The 20,696-nt window shown below is 68.1% G+C and carries 19 protein-coding genes; 8 read left to right on the forward strand and 11 right to left on the reverse strand.

Features of this window, described 5'->3' with window-relative positions; all coding sequences use genetic code 11:
* Positions 1-2 precede the first annotated feature (2 nt).
* The 4 genes from DOL89_RS09110 to DOL89_RS09125 form a co-directional block, all read right to left on the reverse strand.
* Positions 3-869 carry a tetratricopeptide repeat protein gene (locus DOL89_RS09110; protein WP_119678860.1) on the reverse strand — a complete coding sequence of 289 codons (867 nt, stop codon included), beginning with the start codon at positions 867-869 and terminating at the stop codon, positions 3-5.
* Positions 870-1,271: 402 nt separating this feature from the next.
* The gene (locus DOL89_RS09115) at positions 1,272-1,799 is read right to left on the reverse strand and encodes a carbohydrate-binding domain-containing protein (protein ID WP_119678861.1); all 528 of its coding nucleotides are present in this window, start codon (positions 1,797-1,799) and stop codon (positions 1,272-1,274) included.
* A 136-nt stretch (positions 1,800-1,935) separates the two neighbouring features.
* Positions 1,936-3,228, reverse strand: a complete 1,293-nt coding sequence (gene purD / locus DOL89_RS09120; RefSeq protein WP_119680341.1) for a phosphoribosylamine--glycine ligase — start codon at positions 3,226-3,228, stop codon at positions 1,936-1,938.
* A 98-nt stretch (positions 3,229-3,326) separates the two neighbouring features.
* Complete coding sequence (locus DOL89_RS09125) at positions 3,327-4,436, reverse strand: threonine aldolase family protein (RefSeq protein ID WP_162937414.1); 1,110 nt, start codon at positions 4,434-4,436, stop codon at positions 3,327-3,329.
* A 213-nt stretch (positions 4,437-4,649) separates the two neighbouring features.
* Between DOL89_RS09125 and DOL89_RS09130 the strand changes: the two genes are divergently transcribed.
* Both DOL89_RS09130 and xseA read left to right on the forward strand, forming a co-directional pair.
* On the forward strand, positions 4,650-5,540 hold the full coding sequence (locus DOL89_RS09130; protein WP_162937415.1) for a methyltransferase domain-containing protein: 891 nt from the start codon (positions 4,650-4,652) through the stop codon (positions 5,538-5,540).
* A 79-nt stretch (positions 5,541-5,619) separates the two neighbouring features.
* On the forward strand, positions 5,620-7,365 hold the full coding sequence (gene xseA / locus DOL89_RS09135; protein WP_119678864.1) for an exodeoxyribonuclease VII large subunit: 1,746 nt from the start codon (positions 5,620-5,622) through the stop codon (positions 7,363-7,365).
* A gap of 19 nt (positions 7,366-7,384) precedes the next feature.
* Here xseA and DOL89_RS09140 read toward each other — a convergent pair whose 3' ends face one another.
* Positions 7,385-8,377, reverse strand: a complete 993-nt coding sequence (locus DOL89_RS09140; protein WP_225889743.1) for an NAD(P)/FAD-dependent oxidoreductase — start codon at positions 8,375-8,377, stop codon at positions 7,385-7,387.
* Between the two features lie 10 nt (positions 8,378-8,387).
* Positions 8,388-8,561 (reverse strand): hypothetical protein, encoded by a 174-nt coding sequence (locus DOL89_RS24815; protein ID WP_162937416.1) that lies wholly within the window; start codon positions 8,559-8,561, stop codon positions 8,388-8,390.
* Positions 8,562-8,700: 139 nt separating this feature from the next.
* On the opposite strand from DOL89_RS24815, the gene DOL89_RS24820 reads away from it, so the two are divergent.
* Together DOL89_RS24820 and DOL89_RS09145 are read left to right on the forward strand one after the other, a co-directional pair.
* Entirely contained in the window at positions 8,701-8,862 is a 162-nt protein-coding gene (locus DOL89_RS24820) for a hypothetical protein (RefSeq protein ID WP_162937417.1), read from the forward strand.
* 159 nt (positions 8,863-9,021) lie between these two features.
* Positions 9,022-10,398 carry a DUF1329 domain-containing protein gene (locus tag DOL89_RS09145; RefSeq protein WP_119678866.1) on the forward strand — a complete coding sequence of 459 codons (1,377 nt, stop codon included), beginning with the start codon at positions 9,022-9,024 and terminating at the stop codon, positions 10,396-10,398.
* A 60-nt stretch (positions 10,399-10,458) separates the two neighbouring features.
* On the opposite strand, the gene DOL89_RS09150 is transcribed toward DOL89_RS09145, so the two are convergent.
* A complete protein-coding gene (locus DOL89_RS09150; RefSeq protein WP_162937418.1) occupies positions 10,459-11,313 on the reverse strand; it encodes an SGNH/GDSL hydrolase family protein in 855 nt (284 codons plus the stop codon).
* A 189-nt stretch (positions 11,314-11,502) separates the two neighbouring features.
* Between DOL89_RS09150 and DOL89_RS09155 the strand changes: the two genes are divergently transcribed.
* From DOL89_RS09155 to DOL89_RS09170, 4 genes are all read left to right on the forward strand, one after another.
* Positions 11,503-12,252 (forward strand): enoyl-CoA hydratase-related protein, encoded by a 750-nt coding sequence (locus DOL89_RS09155; protein WP_119678868.1) that lies wholly within the window; start codon positions 11,503-11,505, stop codon positions 12,250-12,252.
* Positions 12,253-12,348: 96 nt separating this feature from the next.
* Positions 12,349-12,798: a (2Fe-2S)-binding protein gene (locus DOL89_RS09160; RefSeq protein ID WP_119678869.1), complete on the forward strand. Its 450-nt coding sequence runs from the start codon at positions 12,349-12,351 to the stop codon at positions 12,796-12,798.
* 3 nt (positions 12,799-12,801) lie between these two features.
* Positions 12,802-15,102 (forward strand): xanthine dehydrogenase family protein molybdopterin-binding subunit, encoded by a 2,301-nt coding sequence (locus tag DOL89_RS09165; RefSeq protein WP_119678870.1) that lies wholly within the window; start codon positions 12,802-12,804, stop codon positions 15,100-15,102.
* Positions 15,103-15,182: 80 nt separating this feature from the next.
* On the forward strand, positions 15,183-16,055 hold the full coding sequence (locus DOL89_RS09170) for a MipA/OmpV family protein (RefSeq protein ID WP_119678871.1): 873 nt from the start codon (positions 15,183-15,185) through the stop codon (positions 16,053-16,055).
* A gap of 15 nt (positions 16,056-16,070) precedes the next feature.
* On the opposite strand, the gene DOL89_RS09175 is transcribed toward DOL89_RS09170, so the two are convergent.
* Genes DOL89_RS09175 through DOL89_RS09190 form a run of 4 tightly spaced genes read right to left on the reverse strand, consistent with a single transcriptional unit; the run spans position 16,071 to position 20,695 of the window.
* Positions 16,071-17,303, reverse strand: a complete 1,233-nt coding sequence (locus DOL89_RS09175) for an ArgE/DapE family deacylase (RefSeq protein ID WP_119678872.1) — start codon at positions 17,301-17,303, stop codon at positions 16,071-16,073.
* Between the two features lie 18 nt (positions 17,304-17,321).
* Positions 17,322-18,572: an allantoate amidohydrolase gene (locus tag DOL89_RS09180; protein ID WP_225889744.1), complete on the reverse strand. Its 1,251-nt coding sequence runs from the start codon at positions 18,570-18,572 to the stop codon at positions 17,322-17,324.
* Complete coding sequence (puuE, locus tag DOL89_RS09185; protein WP_119678873.1) at positions 18,569-19,489, reverse strand: allantoinase PuuE; 921 nt, start codon at positions 19,487-19,489, stop codon at positions 18,569-18,571. The genes DOL89_RS09180 and puuE overlap by 4 nt, the downstream gene beginning before the upstream one ends.
* A gap of 3 nt (positions 19,490-19,492) precedes the next feature.
* Positions 19,493-20,695, reverse strand: coding sequence for a urate hydroxylase PuuD (locus tag DOL89_RS09190; protein WP_119678874.1), 1,203 nt, complete (start codon positions 20,693-20,695; stop codon positions 19,493-19,495).
* Between the last annotated feature and the right edge of the window lies 1 nt (position 20,696).

Here is a 20,696-nt window from a genome sequence, read left to right on the forward strand (position 1 = left end):
CCTCACGCGGTCGGAGCGGCGGCCTCGGCAGCACCGGCAGTCCGGAAGCTCTCGACGATTTTCGACACCGCCTCGTCGCCGGGGGAGGACGCCTTCCATTCCTCCGCCATTGCCAGAGCATCGTCCGGGGCGGCGGACCGGACCTGCAGCAGCAGCTCCAGCAGGGCGGAACGCACCGGGCCGGCGTTGGGCATCTCCTTGATGATGGGCAGCAGGTGCCGGGCGCCGGCAGCCGGCTCCCCAATAGCGGCCATCAGGCCGGCCAGGGAGACATGCGGCTCGATCCGGCGCTGGTCCAGCGCGATGCAGCTCCGGTACTGATCCTCGGCCTCCGCGAACCGGCCCTGGCTGCGCATCACGTCGCCCAGGGTCAGCATCGCCTCCAGCTGGTCGGGCTGCCGGGACAGGATGGTGCGGCACAGTTCCTCGATCCGCCCGATCTCGCCCGTCTCGCGGCAGGCATTCACGAAACCGACCCAGGCGTCGCGGAACCGAGGCTCCAGCACAATGGCGCGGGCAAGGCTCTCCAGTCCCTCCTCCCGCTTGCCGAGCGCCAGCAGGGCCATGCCGAGATTATGGTGCGGCGGCGGATGATCGGGAGCGAGGGAGCGAGCCTTCTTCAGGGCCGCCACCGCTTCCTCCAGCTTTCCGTCCATCTGCAGGGCGGCGCCCAGATTCGACCAGGCGACGCGGACCTCCGGAAGGTCCTCATAGGCCTTGGTGATCTTCCGGTACAGGGCGGCCGCATCCTTCAGCCGACTCTGCTTGTGCAGCCCGGTCGCCACCTTCATGTCGGCTGCGAAGCGCTGGCCGGCGTCGGGACGCTGGGTGATGGTGCTGATATGGCGGCGGCGGTCGCGGCGGTTCATGGGCGGACACTATCCGGATGGATGGAAGCGAGGCGCCCTTGATAGCAGGCGCGGGCGCGTCGGCAAAGCGCCCAGCGGCCTTCGGGGTATTCCGGATGCGAAACGGGGCCGGCCCCGCGGGGTTTCCCCCTTGGATGCCGGCCCCGTCCTCCACGGTAGCCGTAGACGCTTCCGCTTGCGGTCTGCACCGCACCGGAGCGCTCCGCTTATGTCCTCAGCCGAGGCTAACGACGGCGGAGAGATCCGTGCGGGTCCGCATAGGGGAACGAGACATCGGATCACCTCCTTTCAGTTGGTTGCGCCAATGACACCACAGTTGGGCATTCCGAACGCGGGGTCAAGGCTCAATTCATCCGGCCTCGGATTTATTCGTGCTTTTTCTCGGGCCAGGTGACTGCCGGCTCATCCCTCGATGGGAAAGACCAGATCGGCATTCCACCACAGGCTCTCCTGCCCGCGCGCAACCGACCCGTCCTCGTGCACGATGTGGGTCCGCCGCCCGGCGGGCAGCTTCGCGCCGTCCACGTCCAGATAATAGACGAAGAGGTTCCGGTCTCCGATCTTCCGGTGGCCTTGGGCGAATATCTCGACATCGTTGAAATAGCGGACACGGATCTCCTTGATCTCGTCCGCCGGGACGTCCGCCTCGAACACATAATGCGTCAGATCGGGAGAGGCGGCGGCCACCGTCCCCATCGAGCGGCCATTGACCAGCAGCTCGAACTCCGGCCAGCCCTCGGCGGCTGCCTGCCCGACAGCCCCAACGACGATCCGCGCCCGATTCTCCAGGTCCAGATGCACATCCTCGTGCGAGAGGGAGGCGACCTGCATCGATGTCGGCGGCCTGGCTACCGCCACTTCGTCCGGCATCGGAACCTGGCAGCCAGCCAAGCCGAGAAGAATGAAGGGAAGGATGATTGTCCGTCGCATGATCGACCATCTCCGGGAGGAAACCTTCCGCTATTTCACAGCGGAGCTCAGCCCGAAGAAAGTGCGCACACCTCCAATGCGCATGGAATTCCGCGGTAACGGTCTGGGACGGCGGCGGCGCGGCCTCGCGGCTGGATTAGCCCCTTTCGATAGCCCGCCATCCGATATCGCGGCGACAGAAGCCTTCCGGCCAGTCGATCAGATCCACGGCCGTGTAGGCTTGGCGCTGGGCGTCGATGATCGTGCGGGCGTGGGCGGTCACGCCCAGCACCCGGCCGCCGGTGGCCAGAATCCGGCCGTCTTCCGCCCGGGCGGTTCCGGCGTGGAAGACCGTGACCTCTTCCACCTGCGCGGCAGCCTCCAGCCCGCGGATTTCCGTTCCCTTCCGGTAGCTGCCGGGATAGCCATCCGCCGCCATGACCACGCACAGGGCGGCATCCTCATGCCATTCCAGCTCGACCTCATCGAGCCGGCCTTCCGATGCTGCCAGAAGGGCGGCCAGCAGGTCGGATTTCAGCCGCTTCATCAGCACTTGGCATTCCGGATCGCCGAAGCGGGCATTGAATTCCAGCACCTTCGGAACCGGCCGCCCTTCCGGGCCGGGCAGGATCATCAGGCCGGCGAACAGAACGCCTGTGAAGGGCCGCCCCTCCGCGGCCATGCCGCGAACCACCGGGTCGATGCAGGTGCGCATCACCTCCGCTTCCAGCTCCGGCGTCAGGACCGGAGCCGGGCTGTAGGTGCCCATGCCGCCGGTGTTCGGCCCCTGGTCCCCGTCGAAGGCGCGCTTGTGGTCCTGGGCGCCGACCAGCGCCACGGCGCGGGTTCCGTCGGAGATGGCGAAGAAGCTCGCCTCCTCCCCGTCCAGGAACTCCTCCACCACCACTTCGGTCCCGGCGTCGCCGAAGGCCTTCTCCACCATCACCTGATTGATGGCGATCTCCGCTTCCTCGACGCTCATGCAGATCAGGACGCCCTTGCCGGCGGCGAGGCCATCGGCCTTCACCACGATGGGAGCGCCCATCTTCCGGATGAAGGCCTTGGCGGCTTCGGGGTCGGTGAATCGGCCATAGGCGGCGGTGGGCACCCCGCATTTGTCCAGGACGTCCTTCATGAAGCCCTTGGAGCCCTCGAGCTCCGCCGCCTTCGCGGTAGGGCCGAAGGCTCTGATCCCGGCGGCCTGCAGGCGGTCCACGAGGCCGAGCACCAGCGGCTGCTCCGGCCCGACGACCACGAAGTCCACCCCCTGCTCTCCGCAGAAGCGGACCAGCCCGTCCACATCGTCGGCGGCGATGGGTGCGCAGTCGGCGACCTCGGCGATCCCGGCATTGCCCGGCGCGCACCAGAGCCGCCCCAGCAGGGGTGAGCGGGATATCGCCCAGCACAGGGCATGCTCGCGCCCGCCGCCGCCCACCACCAGAACCTTCAATCCGCCCGCCATGCCGCGTCCTCCCGCAGGTCTGAACCGTCCGGCCGGCCTTCTAGCACGGGCTGCCCGGTCCTTCATCCCTCAACAGAAGCCCGGCCTCACCGGGGATTGGCGGGCATGTTGCGGGCGCGGGCCAGCAGATCGGCCGTCGCCTCTCTTACCTCCGCCGCGGTCCAGCCCGTGGTGGCGTCGCCCACGACCAGTTCGACCATGGAGGTTCCAGGCACGGCGGTGGCCACCGCGCGCCCATACAGCCACTCCCCCGTCTCTCCGGCCCGCTCGTTGCCCGCGGCGATCATCTGGTCCGGCTGCACCGGCAGATGTATCTGGAAGCTGTTGCAGTGGGGGATGGATGGATGGACCCGCACGCCCGGCACCTCCGCCAGCGCCGCGGCGATCCGCAGAGCGTGCTCATGATACTCGCCCATGCGGGGCAGATGCCGATCCAACCCATCCAGCGCCGTCAGGACGAACGGGAAGAGCGTATAGAAATTTCCACCATAACGGGAGCGCCAGACCTTCGCGGCCTCGATCACCTCCCGCTCCCCGGCCAGCACGGCTCCTCCCATACCGCCCAATCCTTTGTAGAAGCTGACATAGATCGTATCAGCCAACCCGGCGATGTCCGCCAGTCCGCGGCCGAGCCAGGGCTGGACCTCCCACAGGCGGGCGCCATCCAGATGGAAAGGCACGCCGTGCCTGCGGCACCAATCCGATACGGCCTGCAAATCCTTCCAAGGCGTTCCAATGAATCCGGCCCGGCGGAGCGGAAGCTCGACGGTCACCGCAGCCAGCGGCTCATGAACTCCTTCAAGTTCCGCCATGCCGAAGGGCGCATGGTCCGAGCCGATCCGGCGGGACAACAGCCCGGCCAGCCGGTCCATCGTGTCCTCCTCGTCCAGCGCGATGTGCGACTTCGGGTGCAGCGCCACGATGCGGCGTCCGGTGCGTTCCGCGTGCACCAGAAGTGCCGCCTGCTGCGCCATCACGCCCTTGGGAAAGAACAACGCTGCCGGCTTGCCGAGGAGTGTCGCCAACCGATCCTCCAGCAACGTGATCGCCGGACCTGCATTGTACTCGTCGGTTGCGAGGGCAAGATGCGGGCTGGCTGCAACCGTTTCCAGCCATTGCTTCGTCGATCGACGCCCATGGCCTGAGAGGAAACGGCGGCAGCGGTCGCGCAGGGCGGGATCAGGCTTCACAGACATGGAGCGGTCACCTTCGTAAATCCTCAACAAGGGCATCTGCATACCGGGCGATGCGAATATTGTCTAGACCAACTGCATACCATCTAATTCACTCGTTCGGTCTTAGAAATAATTCAGAACCTTCTCTTGCGTTCTCGAACGAGTTGTACAAACCATAGGGCCGTATCGGTTTTAAAAATCGTTGGGCGGGGGCTGAGGATGGATACGGGACTGATGCAGCGCAGCAGCGCTGCAACGTTCTTTGAGCGTATGATGGCTGACCGTGAGCGGATGCATGGATTCCGCGAGGCGATCAGGGCTCAGATCCGTCCGGGGCACATCGTCGTGGATCTGGGCTGCGGGGCGGGTCTCCTCTCCATGTTCGCCGCCGAAGCCGGCGCCGCCCACGTCATCGCCGTGGAGCCATGCGCCGAGGCTGCGGCCCTGGCACGCGAGATCATTGCCGACAACGATTACGACGGCATCATCGAGGTGGTGGAAGGCGATCCGTCGGCATTCGATCCGGGAATGAAGGTCGATGCCGTCATCTGCGGCCTGATCGGCAATTTCGGAACCGATGCCGGAATCGAGCGCATCCTGGGCGGCTTCTGCTCCCGTCACCTGAAGCCTGACGGCGTCGCCATTCCGCGTCGGATTTCAACCTATCTCGCTCCCGTCTGCTTCGAGGATGAGGCGACGGGGCTATGGTGGGAGGACTCCTACGGGTTCAATCTCACGGCCGGCAACCGCTATATCGGCTGGCCGGACGCCCGCTTCATCAATCCGGTCCGGCCTTGGGTCACCCTGGCGCCGCCGACCCGCGTGGAGCATCTGCAGTTCAACGCCTACGGGCTGGACCGTGCAGCCGCCCGGCCTGCTCGGTTCGAATTGCCGGACCCTGCCCGCCTGGAAGGTTTCCTCGGCTGGTTCGAGGCCGATCTTTCGCGTGGCAACCGCCTTTCCAACCGCCTGCACCGCCCCGACAACAGCTGGCCCCTGTGGTTCTGGCCGGTAGCGCCGGGAATAGCACTGGAAGCCGGGGACCGCCTGACGGCGCGGATTCTGGACATGGATCAGCCCGAGAATGCGGCGATCTGGCAGCTCGACTGGCGAATGGACGCATGATGGCCTGCCCGTGACCGATTGTGCCGCCCTTCACGCCGGGGTTTCGCTGGAGCCCTGGCGACCTGTATGATCCGCGGCCATGAACGACCAGGCCGATCTTGCCGCCGCCCGCACGGGCAGCAACCTCCCGGAACTCAGCGTCTCCGAACTGGCCCGCGACCTGAAGCGGACGGTGGAGGAGCGGTTCGCCTATGTGCGCGTGCGCGGCGAGATCAGCCAGCCCAAGCGCCATAGCTCCGGTCATCTCTATATGCGCCTCAAGGATGAGAGCGCGGTGCTGGAGGCCGTCTGCTGGAAGATGACTGCCGGCCGCCTCGCCATCCGCCCTGAGGAGGGGATGGAGGTGGTGTGCACCGGCCGGCTGACCACATATCCCGGACGCAGCCAGTACCAGCTCGTCATCGAGACCATGGAGCTGGCCGGCGAAGGCGCGCTGCTGAAGCTGCTTGAGGAACGCAAGCGGCGGCTGGCGGCGGAGGGGCTGTTCGCCACCGAACGCAAGCGCCCCCTGCCCTTCCTGCCGCAGGTGATCGGCGTCGTGACCTCTCCCACCGGAGCGGTGATCCGCGATATCCTGCACCGGCTGGCCGACCGCTTTCCCCGCCATGTCCTGCTCTGGCCCGTGGCGGTGCAGGGGGAGGCGGCGGCGGGACAGGTCGCTGCCGCCATCCGCGGCTTCAACGCCATCGCGCCCGGCGGCCCAGTTCCGCGGCCCGACGTGCTGATCGTGGCGCGCGGCGGCGGCAGCCTGGAGGACCTGATGGCCTTCAATGAGGAGGTCGTGGTCCGCGCCGCGGCGGAGAGCGCCATCCCGCTGATCTCCGCCGTGGGACATGAGACCGACACCACCCTGATCGACTTCGCCAGCGACCGCCGCGCCCCCACCCCTACCGCCGCCGCCGAGATGGCGGTGCCGGTGCGGGCGGAGCTGCTGGCCCAGGTGATGGATGACGGCCGCCGCCTCTATGCCAGCGCCAGCCGCGCGCTGGAGGATCGGCGGACACGGGTCGAGGGGCTTGGCCGCGGGCTGGGCGATCCGCATGCGCTGATGGAAGGCTGCGTGCAGCGGCTGGACGACCGCGCGGAACGGCTGACCCTGTCCATGTCCGCCCTGCTGGAAAGGCGGCGCACCGCGGTGCGGGAGGCGACAGGCCGGCTGCGCCACCCGCGCGAAGTGATCGGTCTGGCCGCGACCCGGCTGGAGGGGGCTGGCCGCTCGCTCCGCTCCGGGTACGACAAGGCGGTGACGCTGGAGCAGGGCCGCTACAACCGGGTCGGCGACCGGCTGACCCTGCTGCCGGTCCGTCGGCAGCTCACCGACGGCATGACCAAGCTGGCCGACCTGCCGCCGCGCCTCGCCGGCGCCTATGGCCGGGCGGTCACCAGCGGTGCCGACCGGCTGTCCAGCCTGTCCAAGCTGCTGGAGAGCTACAGCTACAAGGGTGTCCTGGAGCGCGGCTTCGCCCTGGTGACGGATGAACTCGGCCAGCCTGTCACCCGTGCCGCCCAGACGGCGCAAGGACAGGCGGTGAAGCTGGAATTCGCGGATGGTGATGCCGGCGCCGTGATTGGCGCCCGCACCCTGGACGGCATCGAGGACGGGACCACCCATCGGTCCGGCGTCCCGCGCCGAGGACGGGCAGTGGAAGCGGAGACGCCGCCCCACCCACCGGGCGCTCTGCCGGGAGACCAGCCGCTGCCGCTTGACGGCCCCGCCCCTGCCGCCCAGGCATCGGAGCCGGAACCAGTGCCGGCGCCCGCGGCGAAACCAGCGAAGACTGCCCGCCGAACCCCCGCAAAGCAGGAGCAAGGTAGCCTGTTCTAGAGGCTGCCCCGCCCTTCCATCACAAGGTGCCGGTCTGGGCCGTTCCGGGATGCGGCCGCAGGCAATTGTGGATGTGGGTCGCGGCCTTGGTGGCATCGGACATGGCGCAGGCAATCTGGTTCAGACCGGGCGTGATGTCGCCGATAGCGTAAAGACCGGGAATGCTGGTCCGGCAATGATCCCGCGTCAGCACCCGTCCATCCTCCTCCAGCTCCGCCCCCAGCGATTTGGCGAGACCGGTGCGCGGTTCGGAGCCCAGGGCGGAGTAGAGCGTGTCGAAGCTGACATGCTCCGGTTCACCGCCTGGTTCCCGGCATAGGGCGAAGGCGGCGATGCGGTCGCCCTCCACCTTCACGGTGCCGATCGGCCGTTCCTCCACCATGATGCCGGACTCGGCGACGGCCTGCGCCAGCTCCCCATCCAGCCCGGCGGGATGGCCCATGGTCAGGATGGTCACGCTGTCCGTGTAGTCGCGCAGGAACAGCGCCTCCAGCGCGGCATGCCGTCCACGGCCCAGCACTGCGATCCGGCTGCCTCTGGCCTCCCAGGCATCGCAGATCGGGCAGTGGCGGACCAGCCCGCGCCGGATGGCGTCGAACAGGTCCGGCAGCTCCGGTTCCCGGTCGCGCACGCCGGTCGCCAGGATCACCATCCGCGCCCGCCAGCTACCGCCGCGTGCATCGGTGGCGGTGAAGAGGGCGCCATCCGGCCCGTCCTCCCGTATCAGCTTGTCCACCATGCCGTGGGCAAAGCCGGCACCGTAGATTTCCGCCTGCGTGCGCATGCGCAGCAGCAGCTCCGGTCCCGGAATTCCGTCCGGATATCCTGGCATGTTGTGGGATCGGGGAATCCAGCCGCAGCGGCCGCTGCCGGCGTCCAGCACCTGGACGCGGCGGCGGAAGCGGGCAAGATAGATGGCAGCGGTCAGTCCGCCGGGTCCGCCGCCGATGATCAGGGCATCCAATGCGCCCAGATGCGGCGCCGCGCCCGCACCGCCGGACGATGCGGGCACGACCGGGTTTTCAGACGTCATAGTCGCGACCGGGGGTCTTGCTCCGGTCGATGTCGGGGTCCTTGGCCGATTCCTCGGTCAGTGCGGCATCGCCCATCACCTCGTCCTGGCCTTTGGGCTTTTCCTGACCGCCCTGACCGGGCTGGTCCTTGCGCTTCTGATCATCCTGCTGGCGTTCGGCCATGTCGGCTCGCTCCTCTGCTTGGGTCCGTCGCCATAACAGCGGCCCGGCCCGGTCGTTTCCCACCCTGTTGCTTCGCGGAGGAACCCGTTCGCCCCCCATCGGTTTCCACCGGACCCGAAGGAAGAGGAGAGCCGACGCCATGTCCAAGAAGGACCACAATGTGAAGAACCAGCTCAAAGGCGAGGCGCACAACAAGCCCTCCACCGGCGGCGCGCACCCGACCGACCAGAACGACCTGGCGCAGACGCCGGTCGATCCGAGCAAGGCCGGCCAGGGTCACCAGCGTCAGCCGCGTCCGTAATGGCAGGGCGCGGGTGAGAATCCCGGCAGTCGCGCCGATTTCCGGCTTGCCTCACCCGCGCCCTATTTCCGAATAATAAAAAGTGACTGCACCGCCAATGTGTTAAGCACACACGCGGTGAGCGCGGCGAACCCACGCCGCGAAGCAGGGAGGAATGTTATGATCGGTCTGACGGCTGCCACGGTCGGCAGCGTCTTCAAGCGTGCGCTTTGCGCCACCGCCATGTGCACCCTGGTTGCGGGCACGGCCATGGCGCAGGAGAATTTCACGGCATCGGACCTGGGCGGCAAGCTGACGCCCATGGGCGCCATCAAGGCCGGCAATGCCGACGGCAGCATCCCGGAATGGACGGGCGGCATCACCCAGCCGCCGGCCGGATATACGCCCGGCATGCACCATCCGGACCCGTTCGCGGACGACAAGCCGCTGTTCACCATCACCGCCCAGAACATGGGGCAGTACGCGGACAAGCTGACGGAGGGGCACAAGGCCCTGCTTCAGCAATATCCGGACAGCTACCGCATGCCGGTCTATCCGACCCGGCGCAGCGCTTCCGCCCCACAGTCCGTCTATGACGCCAGCATCGCCAATGCCAAGAATGCCAAGCTGGTGGCGGATGGCAACGGCGTCGAAGGCGCTGCCCATGGCGTTCCCTTCCCCGTTCCGCAGACGGGGGTGGAGCCGGTATGGAACCACCTGCTGCGCTGGCGCGGCCAGAACATGGTGCGGCGGGTCGGTCAGGCCAATCCGCAGGCCGACGGCTCCTACACCATGATCATGATCGATGAGAAGACGAAGTTCCTCTACAACCGGCCGGAAGGTCCGGACGGACAGACTTCGACCTATTTCCTGCAGGAAGTGACCGCGCCGGCCCGTCTGGCCGGTGAAATCCTGCTGGTGCATGAGACCATGAACCAGATCGCCGCGCCGCGGTCGGCCTGGACCTACAATCCCGGCCAGCGCCGCGTGCGCCGCGCGCCCAACGTCGCCTATGACAACCCCGGCACGGCATCGGATGGTCTGCGCACCTCCGACCAGCTCGACATGTTCAATGGGGCGGTGGACCGCTACACCTGGAAGCTGGTCGGCCGGCAGGAGATGTACGTGCCGTACAACTCCTACAAGCTGCACAGTTCAGACGTGAAGTATGAGGATCTGGTCAAGCCGCGCCACATCAATCAGGACTTCACCCGGTATGAGCTGCACCGTGTATGGGTCGTCGACGCCGAGCTGAAGCCGGGCACCAGCCACATCTACGCCAAGCGTCGCTTCTACATCGACGAGGACAGCTGGCAGATCCTGGTCGCCGATCACTATGACGGCCGCGGCCAGATGTGGCGCGTAGCAGAGGCGCACCCCATCAACTACTACGATGTGCCGGCTTTCTGGTCCACGCTGGACGCCATCTACGACCTCCAGTCCGGCCGGTACACCGCACTCGGCTTCGACAACCAGGAACGAATGTACGACTACACCCGCGAACTGGGTGCATCCGATTTCTCCCCGGACAGCCTGCGCCGCGCCGGCGTTCGCTGACCGGACATCTCCGGATGCGGAACGGGCGGCTCCGTCGGAAGCCGCCCGTTTCATTTCATCTCAGCGCGCCGCCGCTCGGCGGCCGGCACCGGTTCCGCGCTCCAGAGCCTCCAGCGCAGCGCCGGCAAGCTGCTCATGGGCCAGGGCGGTGGGGTGCAGCCCATCCCAGAACAGATAGCCCTCGCAGGCCTGCTTGGCTTGCTGCGGACAGGGCGAGATCACGTCGCGGTAGCCGGCCCGCGCCGGATCGTCCATCACCTGCACGGCAAGCTGGAACACGTCCAGCCGGTGAATGCGCATGCCGGGATGGCGACCCTCCACCTCGTCCAGCATGCGGGACAGCGACCGGTTGTAGTCCTGCGTCAGGCCAAGCGCCAAGGCCCCGACCTGCGGCCCGAGCATCCGGACATAGGGGGCAAGGCCCACATTGGGCAGGTTCGGAACCAGCACGTCCCCGGCCCCGCGCGCTGCCAGATCCTCAAGAATGCTGCGCAGCGACGCGATGGCATCGCGGACAAGCACATTGATGTTCGGCGCCAGCGGCGCGGCCAGAAGGTCGTTGCCGCCGCCATAGACGATGTGCAGCGCGCCTTCCGGCACGCGACCGCCTGCCAGCCCCGCCAGATACTGGTCGGCCTGCCGGCGCAGCGAGTGGACGCCCCCATACAGACGCGCGCCGCCCACCGCATAGTTGGTACCGCCGCGCTCCGACGGCTTCAGCTCCGCCCCCAACTCCTTCGCCACCGTCTCGACCCAGATGCGGCCATTGCTGAAGCGGCCTGCATTGCCGGTATCGGACAGGCTGTCGCCCAGCACGATCACGCGGGCCGGCGTGCCGTTCCCCCCGAGCGCGGTACCCGGAGCAGCGGCAACCACGGGTGCGGCCGCAAGTCCGGCGGCGGTGATCGCTGTCATCAGCAGTTTCCTCATCTGAACCCGAACTCCTTCGTTCCGCCTTTTGCAGTGCGGAAGCGGTCAAATGGGCAAGGACAGGCCGCGTTCCAACGCGGCTTCGCAGGCGCACAGACCAATCCCGCCCTTGACGTTGCACCGCCATTCGGGCGAGGTGCCGACAACGAAACGGCAAAAGGGAGGCCGCCCGCCATGACCGACTACATCCTTGTCGAGGATGCCAACGGCGTCCGAACGATCACCATGAACCGGCCGGAGAAGCGCAATGCGTTGACCGTCGCCATGTACGACAGGATGGCCGAGGCATTGACGGAGGCCGGAGAGGGAGCCGCCCGCGCCGTGCTGTTCCGCGGGGCCGGGGGATTCTTCACCGGCGGCAACGATATCATGGATTTCGTCGCCAACCCGCCGACCGGCGACGACAGCGCCGTCTTCCGCTTCCTCTTCGCCCTGGTCGAAGCACCGATCCCGCTGGTGGCCGAGGTGGAGGGGCTGGCCGTCGGCATCGGCACCACCATGCTGCTGCATTGCGACCTGGTCTATGCCGCCCCGGATGCGCGCTTCCATTTGCCTTTCGTCGATCTGGGCCTGGTGCCGGAAGCGGCCAGCTCCATCCTGCTGCCGCGCCGGATCGGCCATGCCCGCGCCGCCCGCATGCTGCTGCTGGGCGAGCCGCTGGAGGCCGCGGAGGCGGCGGAGGCCGGGCTGGTCACCGGCATCGTTCCTGCGGAAGAGCTTGGGGAAGCCGCCCTGGCCAAGGCGACCGCACTTGCCGCCAAACCCGCCAATGCCCTGCGCACGGCCAAGTCCTTGATGAAGCCCAACAAGGCTGAAATCCTTGAGACGATGCGGCACGAGGGCGAACTGTTCGGCAAGGCCCTTCGCTCCCCCGAAGCCATGGCCGCCTTCCAGGCCTTCCTGGGCAAAGGGAAAAAGGGCTGAGGCAGGTCGAGAGGCCGCCCGCACGAAAGAGGTACGGCGGTGGGGCGATCCGGGCTATGATGCCGGCCGCGCCAACCGCCTTACCCATGCCCGACCATGACCGCCCTGATCGTCAACGGCACGGCCCATCCTGTTTCGGCCGACCCGGAGAAGCCCCTGCTCTGGGTGCTGCGGGAGGATTTTGGCCTCACCGGAACCAAGTTCGGCTGCGGGGCCGGCCTGTGCGGCGCCTGCACCGTGCTGGTGGACGACAAGCCGGTACGATCCTGCCAATTGCGCTGGGGTGACCTCGCGGGCGCGCGCGTCACGACCGTGGAAGGGGTCTGGAGCGATGCCCAACTGGCCCGCATCGCGGCAAGCTGGATGGCGAACCAAGTGCCCCAGTGCGGTTATTGCCAACCCGGAATGATCATGGCCGCCTGCGGCCTGCTGTTGGAAAAGCCGCAGCCGACCGATGCCGACATCGATGCGGCGATCACCAATCTCTGCCGCTGCGGCACCTATCCGCGGGTGCGCCGGGCCGTGCATGCCGCGGCCGGTGGCTGAGCCATGCCGAAGAGCCTGACACGCCGTGCCCTGCTGGTCACCGGCACGGCCGTGGCCGGCACCACGGCGTTCGGGTTGGTGGCCGGTGTCGGCTATCTGCAAAGCGTCGACATGGACGGGCCGCCTCCCTCGGCCACCCCCGGCGGGATCGTTCAGCTGAACGCCTATGTGGCGATCTCGCCCAGCGGCCATGTCACCATCGCCATTCCGCGAACTGAAATGGGCCAGGGCGTCTTCACCGGCCTGGCCCAGTTGGTGGCGGAGGAATTGGAGGTCGACCTGCTGGGCGGACAGGTCACCGTGGCCCACCCGGTCGATCTCCTGCCTGTGTATGCCAACCATGCTCTGGCCCTGGATCTACGGCCGGAGGAGGCGAAGGGGCCGCTGGCCTGGGCCGGCAAGCGCGCTGCCGCAAGCCTGCCCGTCATCGTCACTGGCGGCAGCGCCAGCATGGTGGATGGCTGGATCGGGCTTCGCCAAGCCGGCGCCGCCGCGCGCACGCTGCTGCTGGAAGCCGGCGCGATCCTGATGGGCGTGAAGCCGGAGGAATGCATTGCCCGATCCGGCGCGGTGGTTCACCAGCCCAGCGGCCGCAGCATGGGCTATGGCGAACTCGGCCCGCTGGCGGCCACGCGCTCCCCGCCCGCCGACCCGCCCTTGAAGCCGCCGGAAGCGTGGCACACGGCCGGCCGCTCCATCCCCCGGCTGGACGTGCCGGCAAAGGTGGAGGGAACGGCGCGCTTCGGCATCGATATCACCCTTCCCGGCATGCTCTACGCCGCCCTGGCCCAGCCCCCCAGCCTCGGTGCTACCGTTACGGACGTCCGCGACGAAGCGGCCCGCGCCGTGCCCGGCGTGACGGACATTGCCAATCTAGGCACCTGCGTCGCCGTGGTGGCGGAAAGCTGGTGGCGCGCCCGCCAGGGAGCCGAGAAGCTGGAAATCGACTGGGCCGAGCCTTTCCGGGACTTCAGCAGCGAAGCCGCGGAACGCGCCCTGGATGCCGGCCTGAAGCGGCTGGACGGCATAGTGGTGAATCAGGCCGGGGAAATGCGCCCGGTGATGAGCAGCACCCGCGTGGTGGAGGCGGACTACGCCACCCCCTATGTCACCCATGCCTGCATGGAGCCGATGAACTGCACTGTTCTGTGGCGGGACGACGGGGATGTGGAAGTCTGGTGCCCGACCCAATCGCCGACCCTGCTGGAACGGGGCGTCAGCCGGGGGGCCGAGCTGGCTGGCCGCAGCTTCGGCAACGTCATCACCCACATCACCTATGCCGGCGGCGCTTTCGGCCGGCGCACCGAACTGGATGAGGTCGTGCAGGCCACCGCCATCGCAGCCCGCCAGCCCGGCCGTCCGGTCAAGCTGATCTGGACGCGCGAACAGGACATTCGTAACGGCTATGTCCGCACCGCCGCCCGCTCCCGCTTCCAGGCAGCGCTGCGCCCGGACGGGCTGCCGCATTCCTGGTGGAACCGGATCGCGGCCCAGTCGCTTACTGCCGCCTATGCCAGCCGGAACCTGCCGCTCTCCCCAAGCGGGGCCGACGACCGCTTCAGCCATGAGGGTGCCGCCGACCTGCCCTATGCCGTCCCGAACCGCCGGGTGGAGCTGGTGGATGTGGCGGGGCCGATGCCGGTGGGCTTCTGGCGGAGCAACGGCTACGCAAACAACGTCTTCTTCACCGAATGCTTCCTGGATGAGTGCGCTCATGCCGCCAAGCAGGACCCGCTGGCCTACCGTCGCAGGCTGCTGACGCACGATCCGGTGGCCCTGCGGGTACTCGACCGGTTGGAACAGGCATCGGGCTGGAGTACGGAGCTGCCGCCAGGGCCGGAGGGAACGCGCCGCGGCCGCGGCATCGCCTACCGCGCCAGCTTCCGCTCGGCCGTGGGCCAGGTGGCGGAGGTCACGGTGGCCGCGGACGGTACGGTCAAGGTGGACCGGGTCGTCTGTGTGATCGACTGCGGCCGCCCCATCAACCCCGACCTGATCGCGCAGCAGATGGAAGGAGCCGTGCTCTGGGGCCTGTCCACCGCCCTACTCGATCGGGTCACGGTCCGGGATGGCGGGGTGGAGCAGTCCAACTTCCATGACTACCCGCTGCTGGACCTCGCCCGCTCCCCCGCCATCGAGGTGGTGGTGCTGGACAGCGCCGAACCGCCCGGCGGCGTCGGTGAGCCCGGCGTTCCCCCCGCCGCCCCTGCCCTCTGCAACGCTATCTTCGCCGCCACCGGCGTGAGGGTGAGGTCCCTGCCGGTGGATACGAGCCTATTGGCGGTACGAGACAGGGCGGTGTGAGCCACTTGCCTTGCCCCTTGCCAGCATCGAGGCTTTGCTCCACCTTCCGCCGCGCTGCGCAACCGAGTGAGCCCACCTCCATGTCCCGTCGCTTCGCCGCTGCCGCGGCCCTGCTTCTTGCCGCCGCTCCCCTGCCCGCATTCTCCCAGGCCAGCCTGGTCACGGACACGCAGGCGGACAAGGGAACCCAGCCCTTGTGGGAGGCGGGACTGTTCGCGGGCGGAGCCTGGCTGCCCGACTACCCGGCCGCCAGCCAGGGCCAGTACCGCGCCCTGCCCCTGCCCTACCTGATCTACCGCGGCGACGTGCTGAAGATCGGCGACAACGGCCTTGTCCGGGCGGAGGCCGATGTGGGCGACCGCTGGGAGTTCGATGTCGGCCTGTCCGGCTCCTTCGACAGCGACAGCGAGGACAACCGCGCCCGCCAGGGCATGCCGGACCTGGACCTGCTGCTGGAGGCCGGGCCGGCCGTGACCTACCACCTGCTGCCGCGCGGCGGGAAGGTGATGCTGGACGCCAGCCTGGAGGTGCGCGCCGTCATCTCCGCCGAATTCGTCGATTTCGGCTATGAAGGCGTCTCCATCAATCCGAAGCTCAGCATGGTGCATCTGGACCCGTTCGGGACCGGCACCGTGCTCTACAGCTCCATCGGTCCGGTCTGGGGCTTCGACGGGGTGAACGAGTATTTCTACGAGGTGCGGCCGGAATATGCGACGGCCGACCGCCCCGCCTATGACGCGGATGAGGGCTATGTCGGCACGCGCCTGAACATCGGCGTCAGCCACGATGTGTCGGAGCGGGTGCGCGTCTTCGCCGGAACCCAGATCGGCTATTTCGGCGGTGCCGCCAATGAGGACAGCCCGCTGTTCCGCGACAAGTGGAATGTGGGCGTCGGGGTCGGACTGACCTGGTCCTTCTGGCAGTCCGACACGAAGGTCCCGGCGGGGCGGTAACGCCGCCCCTGCCGTTCAGGACAGCAGGCGGTAGAGCGCGGCGGCCGTGGCCCTGGTCGCCGCCTCCAGGTCGCTGATGCGCACATGCTCATCGGCACCGTGCGCGCCGGCCTCCAGGATCGTGCGCGGGCCGGCACCGAACAGCACAGTGGGAATGCCGGCCTCGGCATAATGCCGGGCATCGGTGTAGAGCGGCACGCCGACCTGAGGCACCTCCTCCCCCAATACCCGCTTCGCCTCCTCCGCGATGATCCCCGCCAGCCGTTCGGACCCCGGCAGCGGGGCCAGCGGCTTTGCCAGCAGCACCCGCTCCACCTCCACCGTAATGCCGGGCAGGGCCGTCACGGCGCTGGCGATCACCTCCCGCAGCTCCTGTTCCGCCGCACCGGCATCCTCCTCCGGGATCATGCGGCGGTCGAGGCGCAGAGTGACGAGGTCCGGCACCACATTGGTGTTCACCCCGCCCTTGATCAGCCCGACCACCAGGCTGGGGCTGCCGATCCCGTTGACGGAGGAGGTGGTGACCGCGAAGCCCTTCCGGTACGCATAAAGCGTGTTCAGGATGGCCGTTGCCGCTTCCAGCGCATCATGTCCGGTATGCGGCAGGGCGGCATGGGCGATCTTGCCCCGCACCCGGATTTCCAGATGCAGGCAGCCATTGTGCGCCACCACCACGCTGTGGGCGAAGCTGGCGCAGATGGCGAGGTCCGGCCGGGTCAGCCCCTGTTCCAGCAGCCATTTCGGCCCGATATCGCCGCCGGTCTCCTCGTCGTAGGTGAGGTGCAGCTCCACGGCTCCCTTCAGCGGCGCGCCCAGCGCCTTCAAGGCCAGCAGGGCATAGGCGTAGGTGGCGAAGTCCGACTTGCTGACCGCGGCCCCGCGCCCATAGACCGCCCCGTCCTTCATGACGCCCGCATAGGGATCGACGGTCCAGCCCTGGCCCGGCGGCACCACATCGCCATGGGCGTTCAGCGCGACGGTCGGCCCGCCGGGGCCGAAGCGGTGGCGCACGATCAGGTTGGTGGCGCTGACCATGCCGACGCCCTTCACCAACTCCGCCGGAACCGGATGCCGCTCCACCTCGAAGCCCAGCTCTTCCAGCAGCGCCGCGGCGGCATCGGCATGAGGCGCGCAGTCGCCGCCGGGATTGTCGCTCGGCACCTGCACGATGCGGCGCAGGAACTCGACCTCCCGGTCCAGATGGTCGGTGACGAAGCGGTCGAGCCGGGCGATGGCGTCTGTTGTCATTCTTGTTTTTCCGGAAGCTCAGGCGGGAGGAACGGGAGGAAGGGACTGTACAAGGTCCAGCATGACACGAAGGGCGGCCTCCGCATCCTCCATCGTGATGGATTCGGCGGGGTTGTGGCTGATCCCGCCCTTGCAGCGGACGAACAGCATGGCGGCACCGGTCACGCCGGCGAAGCTCATGGCATCATGCCCGGCCCCGCTGGGCAGGCGGAAGGGCTGGATGCCGGCGCGTCGGACGGCACCTTCCATGGCCTGCATCAGCCAGGGGGAGCAGGCGCAGCCCGGATGGCTGTGCGTACGCTCCACCGCCAGCCGCACGCCGCGCCGCCCCGCGGTGGCGGTCCAGGCGGCCTCGATCTCCGCCCAGGCGGCATCGCGGGTTTCGGGAGCCGGCGCGCGCAGGTCGAGGCTGAATCGCACCTCCCCCGGAATGACATTCACGGCCCCCGGCAAAGCCTCGATCCTGCCCACCGTGCCGACCATGTCGCTGCCCGCCGCACAGATGCGCTCCACCGCCAGCACGCATTCCGCCGCCGCCGCAAGCGCATCCTGGCGCAGCCCCATGGGCACGGTGCCGGCATGGCCGGCCATGCCCGTGATGGTGGCGGCATAGCGGTTGGCGGCGGCGATGGCGGTGACGATGCCGACGGGCAAGCCCCTGGCCTCCAGCACCGGCCCCTGCTCGATATGCACCTCCAGGAAGCCCAGCAGCGCCTCCGGCAGCATGGCGGCGCTGGGGAAGTCGTCTGGGTCGCAGCCGAAGGCGTGCAGCGCCTCACGCACGCCGATGCCGTCCGCGTCGCGCACATCCAACTGGTTGGCGGTCAGGGTGCCGGCGATGGCGGCACTGCCGCGCAGCGTGCCGGGCCAGCGCACGCCCTCCTCATCCCCGAAGGCCACCACCTCGATGGCGAAGGGCAGCCGCACCCCGGCGCGGTTCAGAACCTCCACCAGGGATATCCCCAGCAGCACGCCCAGATTCCCGTCATACTTCCCGGCATTGCGCACCGTGTCGATGTGGGACCCGATCAGCAGCGTGCGCGCCCCTGGCTGGGCGCCTTCATAGCGCCCGACAACGGTGGCGACCGGGTCCAGCCGCACCGCCATCCCGGCCTCCCTCATCCACTCCGCCACCCGGTCGGCGGCCCGGCGATGCTCCGGCGAGAGATAGAGGCGGGTGAGCTGGCCGGGCACCGCGGTGAACTCCGCCAGTTCCTCCAGCCGGCCCATCAGGCGGGCGGCGTCGCCGGGCTGCAAGCGGGCGGTCATGCCGCCTCCGGCGGGTGGGTGCTCAGCCAGTGGCGGGCGATGTCGATGCGGCGGGCGAACCAGACCTTGTCATGGCCCATGGCATAATCCAGGAACCGCGCCAGCGCCGCCGCCCGGCCCGGCCGGCCCACCAGCCGGCAATGCAGCCCGATGCTCATCATCTTCGGGGCCGTTTCGCCCTCCGCATACAGCACATCGAAGCTGTCCTTCAGATAGCTGAAGAACTGGTCGCCGCTGTTGAAGCCCTGCGGCGTGGCGAAGCGCATGTCGTTGGCGTCCAGCGTGTAGGGCACCACCAGGATGCGCCCCGCTTGCGTCGTCATGTAGTGGGGCAACTCGTCGTCATAGGCGTCGGCGTCATAGGTGAAGCCGCCATGCTCCACCACCAACCGCCGCGTATTCGGGCTGCACCGCCCCTGATAGAAGCCCAGCGGCGCAGCACCGGTCAGGCGGGTCTGGATTTCCACGGCCTTGGCGATGTGCTTCCGCTCGATCTCCTCCGGCACATACTGGTAGTCGATCCAGCGGTAACCGTGGCTGGCGATCTCCCACTCCGCCTTCAGCATGGCTTCCACGGCCTGCGGATTGCGCTCCATGGCCATGGCGATGCCGAAGACGGTGACGGGAATACGCCGCTCCGTGAACATGCGGTGCAGCCGCCAGAAGCCGGCGCGTGCACCGTAATCATAGATCGACTCCATATTGATGTGGCGCACGCCGGCCAGTGCCTGCGCGCCCACGATCTCCGACAGGAAGGCCTCCGACGCCTTGTCGCCGTGGAGGATGGAGTTCTCGCCCCCCTCCTCGTAATTGATCACGAACTGCACGGCGATGCGCGCACCGCCCGGCCACTTGGCATGGGGCGGGTTGGGGCCATAGCCGATCAGGTCGCGGGGGTATGTGGGATCATAGGCCATGGCTCAAGGTCTCCAGCCGGGGAGGACCCAGTCGGTGGCGGCGCGAAGGGCCGCCCGCTCCTCCTCCGTCATGTCGGTCAGATTGCCGGGCGGCATGGCGCGGGACAAGGCGGCCTGGAGCCTGATCTGCGGCAGGTGCCGCGCGATCTCCTCCGCGCTGTCCAGCCTGACGCCCTTGGGCGGTGCGGCCAGCCCTTCCCAGGCGGGCGGGGCCATGTGGCACATCACGCAACGCGTGCCCACGATCTCCTCCACCACCGCCAGATCGGCCTTGCGGTCGGGCTGCGGCTCGGCGGCCTCAGCCGTGTTCACGGCGCTCAGGGCGATGATCATGCCCATGCCGATGGCGGCCACGATCCAGGTCCACCAGGGGCTGGGATATCCCGCATGGCGGCGGTTGAAGAAATGCCGGACCGCCGCCCCCACCGGCAGCACCAGCGCCACCATCACCCAGGCATAGGGTGAGCCGAAGGCCAGCGGGGCGTGGTTGCCCAGCATCAGGAAAACCACCGGCAGGGTCAGGTAATTGTTGTGCAGCGACCGCTGCTTGGCCTTCTTCCCCAGCGACGGATCGGGGGAGCGGCCGGCGATCAGGTCCGCCACCACCTTGCGCTGGTTGGGGATGATGACATGGCCGACATTGGCCGCCATCATGGTGGCGGCCATGGCCCCGACCTGCATGAAGGCGCCGCGCCCGCTGAATGCCTGCGCATAGCCGAAGGCCGTCAGCACCAGGAACCCGTAGACCGCCGCCCCCAGATAGGCATCGTTGCGCCCCAGCGGCGACTTGCACATCAGGTCATAGGCGATCCAGCCCAGCACGATGCCCGCCAGCGACAGGCCGATGGCCATGGCCGGCGTGAGATCGGCCACGCCGCGGTCGATCAGGAACAGCTCGGCGCTGCCATAATAGAACACCACCAGCAGGGCGAAGCCGCTGAGCCAGGTGGTGTAGGCCTCCCACTTGAACCAGGTCAGCTTCTCCGGCATCTGGGCCGGGGCCACGGCATATTTCTGCATGTGGTAGAAGCCGCCGCCATGCACCTGCCACGCCTCCCCCACCGTGCCGGCTGGCAGCCCGTCGCGACGGCGCAGGCTGAGGTCCAGATGGATGAAGTAGAAGGAGGAGCCGATCCAGGCGATGGCCGCGATCACATGCAGCCAGCGCAGCAGGAAGCTCATCCATTCCCAGGCGATCAATTCCATC

The sequence above is a fragment of the Indioceanicola profundi genome (assembly GCF_003568845.1).
Lineage (GTDB): Bacteria > Pseudomonadota > Alphaproteobacteria > Azospirillales > Azospirillaceae > Indioceanicola > Indioceanicola profundi.